Source organism: Microbacterium sp. FW305-3-2-15-F-LB2 (genome assembly GCF_058787255.1).
In genome coordinates, this window is record NZ_JBYSZO010000001.1 from 768,862 (window position 1) to 784,679 (window position 15,818).

Annotated in this window: 12 protein-coding genes and 1 riboswitch; of the genes, 8 read left to right on the forward strand and 4 right to left on the reverse strand. The window is 68.2% G+C overall.

Features of this window, described 5'->3' with window-relative positions; all coding sequences use genetic code 11:
- Positions 1-20 precede the first annotated feature (20 nt).
- From AC3WLZ_RS03760 to AC3WLZ_RS03770, 3 genes are all read right to left on the reverse strand, one after another.
- Positions 21-1,421 carry a L,D-transpeptidase family protein gene (locus AC3WLZ_RS03760; RefSeq protein WP_492469109.1) on the reverse strand — a complete coding sequence of 467 codons (1,401 nt, stop codon included), beginning with the start codon at positions 1,419-1,421 and terminating at the stop codon, positions 21-23.
- 101 nt (positions 1,422-1,522) lie between these two features.
- Complete coding sequence (locus AC3WLZ_RS03765) at positions 1,523-2,887, reverse strand: FAD-binding oxidoreductase (protein WP_492469111.1); 1,365 nt, start codon at positions 2,885-2,887, stop codon at positions 1,523-1,525.
- Complete coding sequence (locus AC3WLZ_RS03770) at positions 2,884-3,270, reverse strand: YrdB family protein (RefSeq protein ID WP_412923756.1); 387 nt, start codon at positions 3,268-3,270, stop codon at positions 2,884-2,886. The genes AC3WLZ_RS03765 and AC3WLZ_RS03770 overlap by 4 nt, the downstream gene beginning before the upstream one ends.
- 94 nt (positions 3,271-3,364) lie before the next feature.
- Positions 3,365-3,450: riboswitch (ZMP/ZTP riboswitch) on the forward strand.
- A 58-nt stretch (positions 3,451-3,508) separates the two neighbouring features.
- On the opposite strand from AC3WLZ_RS03770, the gene glyA reads away from it, so the two are divergent.
- The 6 genes from glyA (at position 3,509) to AC3WLZ_RS03800 (ending at position 12,490) form a co-directional block, all read left to right on the forward strand.
- The gene (gene glyA / locus AC3WLZ_RS03775) at positions 3,509-4,783 is read left to right on the forward strand and encodes a serine hydroxymethyltransferase (protein ID WP_412923757.1); all 1,275 of its coding nucleotides are present in this window, start codon (positions 3,509-3,511) and stop codon (positions 4,781-4,783) included.
- Positions 4,784-4,934: 151 nt separating this feature from the next.
- On the forward strand, positions 4,935-5,825 hold the full coding sequence (locus AC3WLZ_RS03780) for a bifunctional methylenetetrahydrofolate dehydrogenase/methenyltetrahydrofolate cyclohydrolase (RefSeq protein WP_492469113.1): 891 nt from the start codon (positions 4,935-4,937) through the stop codon (positions 5,823-5,825).
- A gap of 281 nt (positions 5,826-6,106) precedes the next feature.
- Positions 6,107-10,054, forward strand: a complete 3,948-nt coding sequence (locus tag AC3WLZ_RS03785) for a hypothetical protein (protein WP_492469114.1) — start codon at positions 6,107-6,109, stop codon at positions 10,052-10,054.
- Between the two features lie 140 nt (positions 10,055-10,194).
- Positions 10,195-10,683 carry a cytochrome C5 gene (locus tag AC3WLZ_RS03790; RefSeq protein ID WP_412923760.1) on the forward strand — a complete coding sequence of 163 codons (489 nt, stop codon included), beginning with the start codon at positions 10,195-10,197 and terminating at the stop codon, positions 10,681-10,683.
- Between the two features lie 246 nt (positions 10,684-10,929).
- Positions 10,930-12,183 (forward strand): styrene monooxygenase/indole monooxygenase family protein, encoded by a 1,254-nt coding sequence (locus tag AC3WLZ_RS03795; RefSeq protein ID WP_492469116.1) that lies wholly within the window; start codon positions 10,930-10,932, stop codon positions 12,181-12,183.
- Positions 12,176-12,490: an EthD family reductase gene (locus tag AC3WLZ_RS03800; RefSeq protein ID WP_412923762.1), complete on the forward strand. Its 315-nt coding sequence runs from the start codon at positions 12,176-12,178 to the stop codon at positions 12,488-12,490. Before AC3WLZ_RS03795 ends, AC3WLZ_RS03800 begins: the two co-directional genes overlap by 8 nt.
- Before the next feature lie 92 nt (positions 12,491-12,582).
- On the opposite strand, the gene AC3WLZ_RS03805 is transcribed toward AC3WLZ_RS03800, so the two are convergent.
- Positions 12,583-13,545, reverse strand: coding sequence for an AraC-like ligand-binding domain-containing protein (locus tag AC3WLZ_RS03805; RefSeq protein ID WP_412923763.1), 963 nt, complete (start codon positions 13,543-13,545; stop codon positions 12,583-12,585).
- Between the two features lie 199 nt (positions 13,546-13,744).
- Here AC3WLZ_RS03805 and AC3WLZ_RS03810 point away from each other — a divergent pair, with 199 nt between their 5' ends.
- Positions 13,745-14,290 (forward strand): flavin reductase family protein, encoded by a 546-nt coding sequence (locus AC3WLZ_RS03810; protein ID WP_412923764.1) that lies wholly within the window; start codon positions 13,745-13,747, stop codon positions 14,288-14,290.
- A gap of 52 nt (positions 14,291-14,342) precedes the next feature.
- Complete coding sequence (gene hpaB, locus AC3WLZ_RS03815; protein WP_492469117.1) at positions 14,343-15,797, forward strand: 4-hydroxyphenylacetate 3-monooxygenase, oxygenase component; 1,455 nt, start codon at positions 14,343-14,345, stop codon at positions 15,795-15,797.
- The last annotated feature ends 21 nt before the right edge of the window (positions 15,798-15,818 follow it).

A 15,818-nucleotide genomic window follows, 5' to 3' on the forward strand; every position in this document is an offset into this window, starting at 1 on the left:
GACCCCTGTCTGCGGGTGGCTCAGTAGTGCACCGACACCTCGGTGCCGCGGTAGGCCCAGTCGTAGAGCAACTTGGCGTTGGCGATCGTGAGGTTGATGCAGCCGTGGCTCATGGGCGTTCCGAAGTTGTTGTGCCAGTAGGTGCCGTGGAAGCCCTCGTCGCCGTTGAAGTAGGCGACCCACGGAACGTCCTTGGTGCACCAGTCGTAGCCGGGCGCGCAGCCCATGTCCTGCAGGTCGGTCTTCCAGCCGATGCGGAAGTTGCCGGTGTGGGTCTCCCACCCGCTCTTGCCGGACGACATCGACCAGTGCTGGTACACCTGGCCGTTCTCGTACAGGGTGACGGTCTGCGCGCTGAGGTTGACGTCGATGTTGCGCTCGGTCTTGGTCGTCTCGAACGGCGTCTCGGCGACGGTGAGGACGTACTTGCCGTTGCCCTCGGCCAGCTGCGCGGCGAAGGCGGCGGCGACACCGGCCGTGTCGCCGAGCGAACGACCCGTCTGACCCTCGGTGAGCGTCTTGATGACCTCACCGCCGGTGTCGACGATGACGTCGGCGTTCACGGCGCCGCGGTCGACCGTCCCCGCGAGGCCATCGACGACCTTCTGGATGCCGGCCTGATCGGCGGAGATCGCGAAGGCACCGGTGCCGTCGGAGGTCACGGCCAGCCACGAGGCGGCGGTCGCACGGTCGACGGGAACGGTTCGCTCGTCGCCGATGTAGAAGCCGACCGAGTCGAGGATGCCGTTGAGCGTTGCCACGGCCGCTCCGGCCTCGTCGGTGCTGACGGGAGCGTCGACCGCGACGACCCCGGCATCCACGGAGGTCGTCGCCGAGCCGGCGTCGAAGGCGGATTGCAGGGCAGCCGTGACGGTGGCGACGTCGATGCCCTCGCCTGCCTCAGCGGGCGTCGAGACGTAGGACTGCGAGCCGGAGTCGAACGCGACGGTCGCATCGACCGGCGCGCGATAGGTCGAGGGGGCGCGCTCGCGCAGAACCGCCGAGGCCTCGGCGGGGTCGACCTGGATCTCCACGCCCGTGCCGGCGGGGAACCACGACGAGGGCTTCCACATCGGGTTGTCGGCGAAGGCCTTCTCGGCGATCGCGGTGGCGTCCACGGTCGCGCCCAGGTCGGCGCCCGAGACGGTGACTTCTCCCGCGGGGCTCTGCACGGTCACTTCGGTGCTGGCGAGCCGGGCCGAGATGGCCTGGGCCGCGGCGCCGGCGGTGAGGCCGCCGATCTGGACTCCGGCCACCGAGGCGCCGGGCGCGATGAGCACCAGCGAAGCCGCGATCAGCGCGACCGCGGTCGCTCCCGCGGGAATGCCGATCCACAGCCCCGAGCGGTTCTTCCGCTTGGCGGGCTCGGGCGGAGCCCAGGCGTACGTGGCTCCGTCGGTGCCGTTCGCGCCGTCGGTCATGAGTGAACCCCCCGGGAAAGTCAGTCTTTCCATGCTAGGTGGGCATCCTCCGGCGCAGCCGTGAGGTTTGTCACGTTCTGGTTACACCGCTGCGCGATGCGTCACGTCGCGAAGACCTTGCCCGGATTCAGGATGCCAAGCGGGTCGAACACGCGCGCGATGTCGCGCTGCAGGAGCCACTGGTCGTCGCCGAGCTCGTCGGCGAGCCACCGTCTCTTGAGTACCCCGATGCCGTGCTCTCCGGTGAGGGTGCCGCCGAGGGCGAGGGCGGCGCGGAACAGGTCTTCCGCCGCGGACCAGACGACGTCGGGCACATCAGGGCCATCGAAGACGAAGTTCGGGTGGAGGTTGCCGTCACCGGCGTGGGCGACCGTGGGAATGACGAGGCCGTACTGCCGTTCGATGCGCGCGATCGCGTCGAACATCGCGGGAAGCGCGCTCCGAGGAACGGAAACGTCCTCGATGAGCGTCGTCCCCAGGGTCTCCATCGCGGGATGGAGCGCTCGGCGCACGGCGAGCAGCGTCTCACCCTCGGCCTCGTCGGCGGCGACGGACACGTGGCCGCCGACGAGGTGCAGCACCTCGGCGATCGCGCGCGCCTCGTCGCCGGCGGCGGGCCCATCGGTCTGGATGGTCAGCTGCGCGGCACCCGGGGGAGGAGTCGACAGCGACAGCAGGCGGTGCACGGCGGCGAGGCTGGTGGCATCCATCAGCTCCATGACGGCGGGCTGGATGCCAGACGCCGTCACCGCGGCCGAGGCCACCGCCGCCGACCGGACGCCGTCGAACAACGCGGTCAGGGTCACGCGTTCACCGACGACCAGGCGGCGGAGCTTGAGCGTCGCGCCGACGACGACGCCGAGGATTCCCTCGGACCCGATGACCAGCGACGTGAGATCGAGGCCCGTGACGCCCTTGACGCTGCGGTGACCGAGCCGGAGGAGGCGTCCGTCGGCGAGCACGAGGTCGAGGCCCAGGACGGCGTCCCGGACGACGCCGTACTTCGCGCACAGCAGGCCACCGGCGCCCGTCGCGATGTTGCCGCCCACGGTCGAGATCGCGCGACTCGCGGGGTCGGGCGCCCACCACACCCCGTGCGGCTCGAGGAGCGCGTTGAGTTCGGCGTTCAGGATGCCGGGCTCCACCACCGCGAGCAGGTCGTCGGGGCGGATCTCCCGCACACGGTTCATCGCTCGCAGAGACAGCGAGATCTCACCGCCGCCGGTGTTGGCACCCCCGGCGAGGCCGGTGCCGGCCCCGCGCGGGACGACGGGCGTCCGCGTCGCCGTCGCGATCCGCATCACTGCCTGCACGTCCTCCACCGAGGCCGCGTGGACGACCGCGAGCGGGGTGCCGGTCGCCGCATGGCCGGATTTGTCGGCGCGTGCGGCCGAGAGGGAGGCGGGGGAGACGTCGACGCGGTCGCCGAGTTCGGCCCTCAGCAGCGTGACGACGTCGACGGTCACGCCAGGCGCCGGCGGCCGTTCAGGGCACCGAAGGTGACGGCGACGATCGCGAAGATCAGCCCGATCCAGGCGTGCCCCATGCTCCACCAGGCGATGGTCGCCGCCGCGTAGACGAACAGCTCGACGATCGCGCGGATGAACGGGTGCACGGCGAGGACGGCGCGCGGCGAGACGAACAGGGCCCACACGACGAGCGCGAGGAGAGGTGCGCCGATCCCGGCGACGAGGTTCCAGGGGAAGGGCCAGCCGGTGAAGCCCCAGATGGCGAGCGTCACGAACGCGGCGATTCCGCACAGGACGCTGCCGATCTCGACCGCCGTCGGACGCGGGCGCATGCCGGGGGCGAGGGGCGCCTGCGCGCGGACGTGGGGAGAGTCGGTCACGCCGCCATTTTACGCGGGCGTCGCCGGCGCGCCTGCGGGATACCTCGCGGACGAGCGACTCGCCCGGGCGCGTCGCGCGCGAAACCCGGTAGGGTGAGGGCGTCGCGACTGGCGTTGAGGTGGGGAACCACCGGGGAGCGACCGCTTGACGGTATTCGACCGCACGCCTGGGTCGGTGCGGTATCTCCGCGGACTCGCCCGAGCCTGCGGCATCCGGAACCATCGTCAAGGAGATCGCATGACCGATCCGTACTTCAACGCCCCGCTCTCGGAGGTCGACCCCGAGATCGCCCAGGTGCTCGAGCGCGAGCTCGACCGCCAGCGCGGTTATCTCGAGATGATCGCGTCCGAGAACTTCGTTCCCGTCTCGGTGCTGCAGTCGCAGGGGTCGGTGCTGACCAACAAGTACGCCGAGGGTTACCCGGGTCGCCGTTACTACGGCGGATGCGAAGAGGTCGACGTCGCCGAAGAGCTCGCGATCGAGCGTGCGAAGGCGCTGTTCGGTGCCGGCTTCGCCAACGTCCAGCCGCACTCGGGTGCAACCGCCAACGCCGCGGTGCTGCACGCGATCGCCCGTCCCGGCGACACGCTGCTCGGTCTCTCGCTCGACCAGGGCGGTCACCTGACCCACGGCATGAAGATCAACTTCTCCGGCCGCCTCTACGACATCGTCGCCTACGGCGTCGACCCCGAGACCTCGATCATCGACATGGACGAGGTCCGCCGCCTCGCCGTCGAGCACAAGCCGAAGGTCATCATCGCCGGCTGGTCGGCGTACCCGCGCCAGCTCGACTTCGCCGCGTTCCGCGCGATCGCCGACGAGGTCGGCGCGTACCTGTGGGTCGACATGGCCCACTTCGCCGGTCTCGTCGCCGCGGGCGTGCACCCGTCCCCGATCCCGCACGCCCACGTCGTCTCGACCACCGTGCACAAGACGATCGGCGGCCCGCGTTCCGGCCTCATCCTCACGAACGACCCCGACCTGGCCAAGAAGATCAACACCGCGGTCTTCCCGGGCCAGCAGGGCGGCCCGCTCATGCACGTCATCGCCGCCAAGGCCACGGCGTTCAAGCTCGCGATGACGCCCGAGTTCAAGGAGCGTCAGGAGCGCACCCTCCGCGGCGCCTCGATCATCGCCGACCGCCTCACGCAGGACGACGTGAAGAGCGCCGGCATCGCCGTCCGCTCGGGCGGCACCGACGTGCACCTCGTCCTCGTCGACCTGCGGGATGCCGAGATCGACGGCAAGCAGGCCGAAGACCTGCTCCACGAGATCCACATCACGGTCAACCGCAACGCCGTCCCCAACGACCCGCGCCCGCCGATGGTCACGTCGGGGCTGCGCATCGGCACCCCGGCGCTCGCGACGCGCGGCTTCGGTGACGCCGAGTTCACCGAGGTCGCCGACATCATCGCCCTGGCCCTGATCCCGGGCGCCGATGTCGAGGCGCTGCGCACCCGCGTCGCTGCGCTCACGGCCGCATTCCCGCTGTACCCCGGCCTGCAGCAGTGAGCCCCGCCGGGGCTCGACGTCGCGTGTTCCGCGGCGCCGGGCCCCGGCATCCGGCCTCGTCGCCGCCGTGTACGGCGTCGCGGGGAAGGTGGCCCGCGTCGGCGCCACGACGCGACACCCTACGAACGACAGAGACAGAACGAGGGATGCCATGACGGCGACGATTCTCGACGGCAAGGCCGCTGCGGCGGCGATCAAGACGGAGCTCGCCGAGCGCGTCGCCGCCCTGCGCGAACGCGGCATCGTGCCCGGCATCGCGACGGTGCTCGTCGGTGCCGACCCCGCATCGCAGCTGTACGTCGGCATGAAGCACAAGCAGTCCGAGGCGATCGGCATGAACTCGATCCAGGTCGAGCTTCCCGCAGAGTCCACGCAGGAAGAGGTCGAGGCGGTCATCGACGGCCTCAACGCCGACCCGTCCTGCCACGGGTACATCGTGCAGCTGCCGCTGCCGAAGCACCTCGACACCGACGCGATCCTCGAGCGCATCGATCCGGCGAAGGATGCCGACGGCCTGCACCCCACGAACCTCGGCCGCCTCGTGCTTAACGTCAACGCCCCCATCACGACGCCCCTCCCGTGCACGCCGCGCGGCGTCATCGAGCTGCTGCTGCGAAACGGCTACGACCTGAAGGGCAAGGAGGTCGTCGTCGTCGGCCGCGGTGTCACGATCGGCCGCTCCATCGGGCTGCTGCTGACCCGCCGCGAGATCAACGCCACGGTGACGCTCACGCACACCGGCACCGCCGACCTGGCGAAGCATCTGCGTGAGGCCGACGTGATCGTGGCTGCCGCGGGCGTGAAGCACATCGTGCGCGCCGAGGATGTCAAGCCGGGCGCCGCGGTGCTGGACGTCGGTGTGACGCGCGAGATCGACCCCGAGACCGGCAAGAACCGAGTGTACGGCGACGTGCACCCCAATGTGGCCGAGGTCGCGGGGTTCCTTTCCCCCAACCCGGGCGGCGTGGGGCCGATGACCGTGGCCCTGCTGATGACGAACGTCGTCGAGGCGGCGGAGCGCGCGGCGACCGTTTCGGACTGAGGCGCGTTCACGCGTTTCGTTGCGGCCCCTCCCCCACAAGCGGCCATACGGACGCTCGTGGAGGGTGACCGTTCGGGTGATCGATAGGTCGACCCGCCGGGCGGCGCACTGTGATGGGGCTGAATTTTCGGCGCTCCTGCAAAGTCACCCGCTCCCGTGACGCGACCCCCGTGTCTGTTCTGTTTCCCCGCAGCCTGTTACGTCGTCTCCGAGGCATACCCGATGCCTTCATTCGTATCTCGGGGCCGCGCTCGGCGGCCCGTTCGATTAGGGGAGACATTGTGACGATTGACGTGCCCGAACGGGGAGCCCGTATCGAGGGGGAGCAGCCCCCTCCCAAGTCGGTCGGCCGCCGCACCGTTCTTGCCGGCGCGGCGTGGACCGTTCCGGCCGTCGCTCTCGCGACCGCCGCGCCGGCTCACGCAGCGTCCGGTCTCACACTCGCGTTCGACAAGACGTCGTATTCAGCGGTCGGCTGCTCCACCGTTACGGGCATCACCCTGACGCTGATGAATGGAACGAGCCCCGCGCAATCCAAGGGTGTCACGGTCACGCTCCCGGCCGGTTTCGCCTTCCTCTCGGGCGGGACAACCGTGAATGGTGTAACGGACGCGAACGGTGTCTATGTCGTCCCGGGCATCTCAGTTCCCAACGCCTCGAGCACGGCCGCGATCACCGCCATCGCCGAGGGGGTGACCGCGGTCTCCACGCTCCGCGTCCAAGCCAACAGCACTGCGGAAGAAGCCCGGCTCGCGCAGACGGCGAATCGCACGTGGCCCAACACACCTCCGGGATCGATCGCGATCGGAGCCAACTACTTCCTGTCGCCGACAAACCAATTGTGGTTCGAAGGCGTCAAGGTCGAAGAAGAGGTGGTCGCGGCCGCCGGGTGGCTTTACGCGCCGAACGGTACGCAGTACGCGGACTACCTTCTCCCCGGCAACGGAGGCATGAGGCGTGCCTCCGGCACCGCACACGAAAACCCCTACCCGTCCGGTCTACCCACGGATGCGCGTCCGATCGGGCAGGCGTACTTCCTCACCGCCGACGGCGATCTCTACCACTACACCTCCCGGGTGACGGGAAACGTCAAGTCGGTCGTGACCTGGTGTGGTTCTGATGGACATCACGCGGACATCGAACTCAGAACGGGCGTGCTCCTTCGCGCTACCACATACACGATCGATCGGACTTTCTCTCCCTTGCCGGAGACTGCGCGGCCCATCGGCGCGGACTACTTCCTCTCAGACGATGGTGACCTCTTCTTCCGGAGGGATTTCGTGGCCACTCAGGTCACTTCGGCCGTCGGATGGTTCTACAACGGTGGGCCGCTTTATGCCGACTACACGACGGAGTCCGGCGAGGCGCTTCGCGCCTGGGAGAAGGCCCCGCGCGACTCGGTCTACATCGGTACCCCGGCGGGTGCACGCGCCCTCGGCACGATGTACTACCTCACAGACGTCGGCCAGCTCTACTGGAACGGGAAGTTCGCGATCAATGGCGTGGACAAGGCGATTGCGTGGTCCGCTGGCCATCAGATGACAGCTGACGTCCGCACCTTCTCGGGATTGTCGCTCCGTCTGTGGGACCAGACCATCGACTCTCAGTGGTCACCGATGCCCGAGAATGCGTTGTCGATCGGCGCTTCGTATTACTACGAGGCCGAAAAGCAGGAGTTGTACTACCAGGGCAAGCTCCTGGTGACGGGCGTAACGAGCGCGGCGGGGTACCACATTCGTGGTGCGGGAGATTTCTGTGGATACACCACGACCGCTGGTGAGTCGATCCGCGCATTCAACGCGAACCCTCGGGAGTTCGTCCACCAGAACGTCCCCGAAGGCGCGAAGGCGATTGGTTGCTTCTACTTCTTGCTCGACAAAGTGCTCTATCACCTCAACAGGGGAGCTGTTCTCCACGGTGTCTCCGCCGCGGTGTCCTGGGTCAACGGGGTGGAATCGGCGGACGTCCAGCTGGAGTCGGGCACCCTCGTGCAGATGATTGACGGCGCGATCGCCAAGACGTACTCGCCGATGCCGGCGAGCGCGGCTGCTGTCGGGGCCGACTACTTTCTCAATGACAAAGGTGAACTGTACTGGCAGGGCTCACTCATCGCGACGAATGTCGCGTCCGCAGCGGGTTTCTACATGCACAACTGGGGGCACCAGGTCTGCGACTACGTCACGCGCGACGGTGTCGGTCACCGGGCGGGCGACGCGCGGCCGGCGGACTGGACGAAGGCCGGTATCGGGTACGAGATAGCGCTTTCGCGCGGGTATTTCCTTGCGGCGGGTGGCGCACTCTATTGGTATGACAGACCCGTCCTGTTCTCGGACGGCACCCCCGTCACGTACGACCAGATCACGCCCTGGTCGGATCAGTTGTACATGCATGCTGACATCCACGCCAAGAACGGCAATCACTACCGCTTGATTGAGCACAGTGTGCAGTACCAGTACTGGCGGAACTCGACCGCTCCGAGCGGCGTTCAGGCGGTGGGGATCTACTACTTCCTCACGCCCACCGGTGACCTCTACTACTGCGGCGCTGACGATAACCCGGTTCTCGTCGCGAACGGCGTCGTCGAGGCGAAGGGGTGGTACGACGCAACTCGAACCGTCGCCTGCGCGGACTACCGTGACGGCGGAGGGGTCGTGCGCCGCGCGGATGGGGGAACCCCGAACGTGGCGACGTACTCGGGAGCGCCCGTCCAGGCCGAGTTGCTCGGGTCGGGGTACTTCCTGACGTCGGCCAAGGTCTTGTGGTTTGGCGGCACCACCGTCACCACCAACCCGGCATCATTGGACGCCTGGAACGACAGCAGCTCCGCCGGATATCACGTCACGTACCGCACCTCGGATGCCCGGGCGCTACGTGCAAAGGGCGCCGACCCCGCCGAGCAGACTTGGCTCGCGGGTGGTGCACCCCTCAATTCGAAGCTCGTCGGTTCGAAGTACGCACTGGCGGCGGACGGCGAGCTCTGGTTCGCGGGAACGTCCGTCGCAACCGGGGTGAAAGACGCCGTGGGGTGGTCGCAGCAGGCCGACAGCGGACGCTTTTTCGCTGACTACTTTGATGCAAGCGGCGCGGGTCGAGTGGACTTGCAGAATGGAGTTCCGCTGTCGTCGCCCTACAGCAACGTGCCTCTCACCGCGACGCTTCTGGGGTACGGGTTCCAGCTCGCAGGAAGCGATCTCTTGTACCAGGGGAGCACCGTTGCGGCAAATGTCGCGTCGGGGGCCGCGTGGATCGATGGCGGATATCTGCCTTTCTGCGACTACCGGACGCAGGATCTGGGTGCCTATCGGCTTCAGGAGACGAACGGTGAGCTCAAGGACTGGACTCAGGGCCGCACGCCGGTGGGGTCGGAGCCGCGCGGCGCCGACTACTTCGTCAGCGGCGATGGTGTCCTCAGCTTCGAGGGGCAGATCGTGGACACGAATGCGACTGACGTCGTCGGCTGGAACTGGGGAGGAGATCGGTACGCGGATTACCGCGTTCCGAACTCCTCGTCGACGAAGCGTGTCCAGGCAAAGGCTCTCGACAAGACCGCCTTCGTGTATGCGTCGCCAGCTCTGGGAACCGAACCCGTGGGAGCGGGGTACTGGTTGAACGGCAAGACCGGCCAACTCTGGTACGCCAACGCGATCATCGTGGACGACGTCGAGGTCTCGGACCTCGTGGGCGAAGAGGTTCAGATGGCGCGGGGATGGGTGTACGGGCAGCCTGCGGTCAACTATCGGGAGAGGGATGGTGCCGCCCGCCGTCGAGAGAAGAACGCGAATCCCCTGGTCACGACCTTCGTCCAGGGCAGTACCCCTCTGGGGTCTAAGCCGATCGGTGCAGAGTACTTCCTCAATGAAGGCGATCTCTGGTTCCAGGCAGGACAACCTGGTCCCGGTCAGATCGGCCCCGTAACGGGCGGTGTGGCCCGCGCGATCGGTTACTGGATCAACGGCTACTTCGCGGATTTCATGACGACGGACAACGTTGCGTCTTCTGCCGGAGGTTCGGACGTCACTGGTATCGACGGATCGAACACGGATCCCGCCGCGGTTCCGGTCGGCGCCCTGTATTTCCACGTCCCCAACGGCAAGCTGTACTACAACGGCGAGGCGCTCAAAGACTCACAGAACAACGAGCTCGGGAACGTGGCCAGTGTGGTGAGTTGGGCTCCAGGCGAACGGCGCGCAACATATGCGTTGATCCAGGACTGCACTCCCGGCAGGTGAGGCAGACGAGGCGGGGGTACCGGAAACGGTGCCCCCGCTTCGTCGTTCCGTCGCCGAACGAGGGGTGACGGGCGGTTGAACTCCTCCCGCATCGTTGGCAAGGGGTGCGCGGAGGTCGCCGGACGTGGCATCGTCGTCTCATGACTGACTCCGTGCTCAACGACCTCCTCCGCCGCGTCACCGAGAGCGGCCTGCTCGACGAGCCGACGATCGACGAAGACACCGTCGTGGGCCTCGCCCACTTGGATGCTGCGGGCGTCGAGGTGGAGGTCGATCTCGACCCCGAGATCGAGGACGTCGACGACCCCGATGTCGACGCGATCGTGGCATCCCTCTCCGACATCCTGACGGTCAGCGAGGATCGTTGGCGCGCGATCGTCGATGAGGTCGCCACGGAGATCGAGGAAGCCGTCGAGGACGACGAGGTGGATGCCGAGATCGACCTGCGTACCGACCTGGAGGCCGTCGGGGTGGGAGTCTTCGCGGACGCGATCATCGTGGTGTTCGCGGGGGCGACGTCGTTCCCCGACTCGCTCGTGCACGTCCAGCTCACGCCCGAACTCGAGGTCGAGGACATCGAGATCGTGAGCGACGACGACGAGGATGACGAAGACGACGACGAGGACTGAGCCTCACCGCAGGCGAGAACGGCTGGGACGTACCCACGGGTACCCCGGCCGTTCATTTTTCCGTGGAGGTCACTCCGGCGGGTGCCATCGGCGTCCGAGATCCCCCGCCTGGTCGCTCCACGCCGGTGTCTGGTGCAGGGGCGCGACGGTGAGGCGACAGCATTCTGCATCCGTGTTCGAACATCTACCGTCGGGGGCACACGGTGCGCAGAGAGGCGCTCCGCGAGAGCATCCACAGGAGGACGCATGACGAACATCGGCGTCGTCGGCGCTGGAACGGCGGGCCTGCATCTGGGCCTTCTGCTGCGGCAGCACGACATCCCCGTCACCATCTACACCGACCGCACCGCCGATCAGGTGGCCGAGGGCCGACTGCCCAACAGTGTCGCCCACCACGCGGTCACGATCGAGCGCGAGCGCGAGCTGGGTGTCGACCACTGGCCGGTGGAGGAGTTCGGCTACTTCTGCCACCACCACTGGGTGGGAGGCGCCGGCCTCTTCTTCCGTGGGAACTTCCACAACCCGTCACGCGCGGTGGACTACCGCATCTATCAGCCGACGCTCATGGGCGATTTCGAGGACCGCGGCGGTCGGATCGAAATCCGCTCGGTCGAGGCGGAGGACCTCGACGCCCTGAGCGAGAAACACGACGCGATCGTGGTCGCTTCAGGCAAGAAGTCCCTCGGCGACTTCTTCGGCATCAACGAAGCGAAGACCCCCTACGCCGGACCGCAGCGTCGCCTGATGGTGGGCCTCTGGCACGGGGTCGCGAACGAGGACACCAAGAGCGTGACGCTCAGCATTGCCCCGGGGCAAGGCGAACTGCTCGACATCCCGCTCTACAGCTTCGCCGGACACACCCACGCGCTGCTGTTCGAGAACGTCATCGGCGGAGACACCGAGGTGCTCGCCGATGCGCGGTACGACGACGATCCCGAGGCGTTCCGCCGTCTCGTGCTCGACAAGGTGCGGCAGTACCACCCGACCGTGTCGGCCCGCATCGACGAATCCACGTTCGAACTCGCCCGACCTCAGGATCTTCTGCAGGGCGCGGTGCGCCCGGTGCTGCGCAACGACTATCGCGTCCTCGACAACGGCACGGTGGTCATCGCTGCCGGTGACGTCCACTCCGTGCTGGACCCCGTTATCGGTCAGGGCGGGAACTCGGCCTCCTACTCGGGATACACCGTGGGCCAGGAGATCCTCGAAGACCGTGGCTTCGGCGCCGACCTCGGCCGCCGGGCGGCGGCACGGCGCCGTGAGCGCGTCGAGAAGGTCAGCGACTGGACGAACCTCATGGTCCAGGTCCCCCCGGCGGCGCACATGATCGATCTGCTGGGCGCGATGAGCCAATCGCCGACGTTGGCCGACGAATTCACCCAGAACTTCAATGACCCCATCGCCCAATGGGACGATGTCGTCGGATCGCCGGAGATCGCGGCCGCAGCCATCGCGCGCACCGCGGCCCACGACGCGAGCGAGGAGCCCGCCCATGCATAAGCTGCTCGTCCTCTACCCGGAGCCGGTCGATCGGGTCGCCTTCGAGGAGCATTACCGGACGGTGCATCTGCCCCTGTGCGAGAAGCTCCCCGGGGTACGCGAGATCTCGTTCACCCTGGCGGTCGACCCGGGGCCCGCTCCGTCGCCCTATTTCGCGGTGTTCGAGGCGACGTTCGATTCCGCGGACGACCTCGGGGCCGCGCTCGCGTCGCCCGAGGGCGAAGCCGTCCAGGCCGACGTTCCCCGCTACGCGACGAACGGCGCGATCGTGATGACCTTCGCCGTGGAGCAACTCGTCCGCGTGTGAGGAAGGCCCGCGCCGGGGCAGGAGCATCCGTTCCCGCCCCGGCGCGTCGTCGTGCGCGCGGCGGTCCCCCTCGGCGGGGATGCCGCGGCAGTTCAGCCGACCGTCGCCCCGCGGTACTCGCTGGGGGAGACGCCCATCTCCGCTCGGAACAGCTTGCTGAAGTGCGACGGGTCGGTGAAACCCCAGGCCGCCGCCACCGCCGCCACTCCTTCGCGGGCGTGCCGCGGATCGCGAAGATCGCGGCGCACGTGGTCGAGCCGGCGGTCGCGGACCCAGTGGGACACCGTCGTCCCACGCCGCTGGAACAGTGTGTGCAGGTGGCGCGTGGAGATGTACGCCGCCGCCGCGATGCGCTCGGGGCCCAGATCGGGTTCGTGCAGGTGCGCGTTGATGAACGTGTCGATGCGGAACATCAACTCGGCGTGCGGGTCCGACCAGGGAGCGTCGCGGAGTTCCTGTCCGACCATCGTCGCGATCAGATCCATCGTGTTGTGCGTCACCTGCACGCCGGTGGCATCGTCGAGGGTCGGCAGCGCGCTCGCCAGGCCGGCGAGGAAGTGCCCGACCGCACGGGCGAAGCCCTGGTCGCCCGGGATGCGCACCGCCGTCAGTCCGCGCAGGATCGTCGCATCGACATTGATCATGCGGTGCGGGAACATCACGACCACGGCCGCGAGGTCGTCGGCGAACGCGAGCGTGTAGGGACGGCTCGTGTCATACAGCACGATGTCGCCGGGGGAGAGCAGGGCGGTGCGATCGTCCTGCGTGAGGACGCCGGTCCCGCTGAGCTGCAGCGTCAGCTTGACGTACGACTCCGCCGACGCGTCGACAAGATCTTGCGAGCGGGTGACCGAATGTCCGCTGGCGCGAACGGTCGAGAAGAGGATGCCGTCGCTGACACGCCCCTCCAGATGTGCGCTGAAGCGCGTCCCCCGCGGGGATTCCACGGTGAGGGGGACGAAGGACCGGGAGGCGATCGCCTGCCACTGTTCCTTTCCCAGAGCGTGCTCGCGGATCAGGCCGGGGACCACCGCGGACGGCGTCGGGGATTGCATCGTCACTCACCTCACAACGTTGTGATCGAGCGAGCCGACATCGGCTCGGACACAAAGAGCGTACGTCGCCGCGCCCGCCACGCGGAGGGAACCGGCATCCATCCCGGCACTGGGAGCCAAGCCTCGTACGCGCATTCACCAGACGCTCACGCCACGGGCGGCGCACGATGGTCCCACCCGGTCAGAGAGGACCCCCCCCATGATGATGAGCTCCATCGAGACGTTCCCGCCCGAGTCGACGCTCTTCCGCCCGACCGCGCACTTCTTCCGTGGGGGACTCGGCCGGTTCGCGACGGGCGTCGCCGTGGTCACCTTCCACACGGCGGATGCCGAGGGCGAGCGGCCCCGTCACGGGATCACGGTCAACTCCTTCACATCGGTGTCGATGGAACCGCCTCTCGTCCTCGTGTCGATCCAACGCACCGTGCGAACGCACGAAATGCTGCACGACACGCCTTTCACCATCAATATCCTCGGCGCCGAGCAGCAGGGACTGGCCTTGACCTTCGCGGGTCGTCCGCAGGTCGAGCCGGTGTGGGAGGACGGGGGCGGGGCTCCGCGGCTCGCGGGGGTGCTCGGCTGGTTCGAATGCGAGCCGTGGGCGGAGTACGACGGCGGCGACCACACGCTCTTCATCGGGAAGGTCGTGGACTTCGGCTATCGGGCCGGCGACGCCCTCGGCTTCGTCAACGGCCAGTTCACGACCGTGCACGAGGCGCCCCGAGGGCACGAGCTGCTCTTCTGACCCGCGCGTCGACTCGTCCCGTCACAGGCTTTGCTCCCCGAAAGGTTCCCCCATGCCCGCACGCCCCGGTTCCGATTACCTCGCCCGCCTGAACGCTCGGCACCCGGAGGTGCACCTCGACGGCGAGGTCGTCACGGCCCGCATCGCGGAACACCCGGCGTTCGCGCCGGTCGCCCGCGAATACGCTCGGCTCGCGGACCTGTCCAACGACCCCGCGCGCCGCGACGAGGTCACGTTCGTCAGCGACACCGGTGAGGTCGAACCGATTGCTCACCTCGTCCCGCGCGCCCCCGAGGATCTGGCGCGCCGACGCCGCGGGATGCAGGTGTGGGCGGGGGAGAGCGCGGGGTTCCTGGGTCGCACGGGCGACTACCTGTCATCGGCGCTCGCCGCGTTCGCGGGCTCGTCGGCGTTCTTCGCGCGGGCGGGTGATGTCTACGCCGAGCGCGTGCTCGCCTACGCCGAGCGCGTGCGCGCCGGCGACCTCGTGCTCTCGCACACGCTCCTGCCGCCCCAGGTCAACCGCGCGGTGCCCGCCGTCGGACAGGGCGACGGGCAGCTCGCGGCACGCGTGGTCGAGGAACGCGCCGACGGCATCGTGGTCCGCGGGGCGCGGATCCTGGCGACCTCGGCTCCCGTCGCCGACGAGCTGCTCGTGCTTCCCTCGACCGTGCTGCGCAACGTCCCCGAGGATGCCGCCTACAGCTTCGCCTTCGCGATCCCCACTGATGCCCCCGGCCTCCGGCTGCACTGCCGCACTCCGCTGCACCGCGGAGGCTCCGCGTTCGACGAGCCCCTCGCATCCCGCTTCGACGAGATGGATGCCGTGGCCGTCTTCGACGACGTGTTCGTCCCCGCGGAGCGCGTGTTCATCCTGGGCCGACCCGATCTCTGCAACACGCTCTACACCGAGACCGGTGCGGGAGCGCTCATGACCCACCAGGTCGTCACGCGCACCTTCGTGAAGACCGAGTTCTTCCTGGGCCTGGCATCCACGATGGCGGAGGCGATCGGCATCCAGGGGTTCCCTCACATCCAGCAGCAGCTCGCCGAGCTCATCACCTACGTCGAGATCGAGCGGGCCCTGCTCCGTGCCGCCGAGGTCGACGGGGAGGCGAACGAGTTCGGCGTGTTCCTGCCGCGCTGGGCGACGCTGAACGCGGCCCGCAACTGGTACCCCACGCACGTCGCCCCGCGTCTGACCGACATCATCCGCACGCTGGGGGCATCGGGACTCATGGCGACCCCGAGCGACTCCGAATTCGCGTCCGACGTCCACGGCGATCTGGAGCAGTACCTGCAGTCGGCGACGCTCGGCGCGCGCGAGCGCACCGCCCTGTTCCGTCTCGCGGCGGATGCCGCCGTCTCCTCGTTCGCCGGCCGGCAGTCGCTGTACGAGTACTTCTTCTTCGGCGATCCGGTACGCATGGCGTCCGCGCTCGTGGGCTCGTACGATCTCGGCGGTGCGCGTGCGCGGGTGCGCGGCATCCTCGACCGCTCGGAATGACGCCCGCGCCGCCCTCACGGG

Bases quoted from the DNA above. Each gene is read 5' to 3' on its own strand.
- AC3WLZ_RS03760 (WP_492469109.1), bottom strand. From the start codon at position 1,421: ATGACCGACGGCGCGAACGGCACCGACGGAGCCACGTACGCCTGGGCT.
- glyA (WP_412923757.1), top strand. From the start codon at position 3,509: ATGACCGATCCGTACTTCAACGCCCCGCTCTCGGAGGTCGACCCCGAG.
- AC3WLZ_RS03780 (WP_492469113.1), top strand. From the start codon at position 4,935: ATGACGGCGACGATTCTCGACGGCAAGGCCGCTGCGGCGGCGATCAAG.
- AC3WLZ_RS03790 (WP_412923760.1), top strand. From the start codon at position 10,195: ATGACTGACTCCGTGCTCAACGACCTCCTCCGCCGCGTCACCGAGAGC.
- AC3WLZ_RS03795 (WP_492469116.1), top strand. From the start codon at position 10,930: ATGACGAACATCGGCGTCGTCGGCGCTGGAACGGCGGGCCTGCATCTG.
- AC3WLZ_RS03800 (WP_412923762.1), top strand. From the start codon at position 12,176: ATGCATAAGCTGCTCGTCCTCTACCCGGAGCCGGTCGATCGGGTCGCC.
- AC3WLZ_RS03805 (WP_412923763.1), bottom strand. From the start codon at position 13,545: ATGCAATCCCCGACGCCGTCCGCGGTGGTCCCCGGCCTGATCCGCGAG.
- AC3WLZ_RS03810 (WP_412923764.1), top strand. From the start codon at position 13,745: ATGATGATGAGCTCCATCGAGACGTTCCCGCCCGAGTCGACGCTCTTC.
- hpaB (WP_492469117.1), top strand. From the start codon at position 14,343: ATGCCCGCACGCCCCGGTTCCGATTACCTCGCCCGCCTGAACGCTCGG.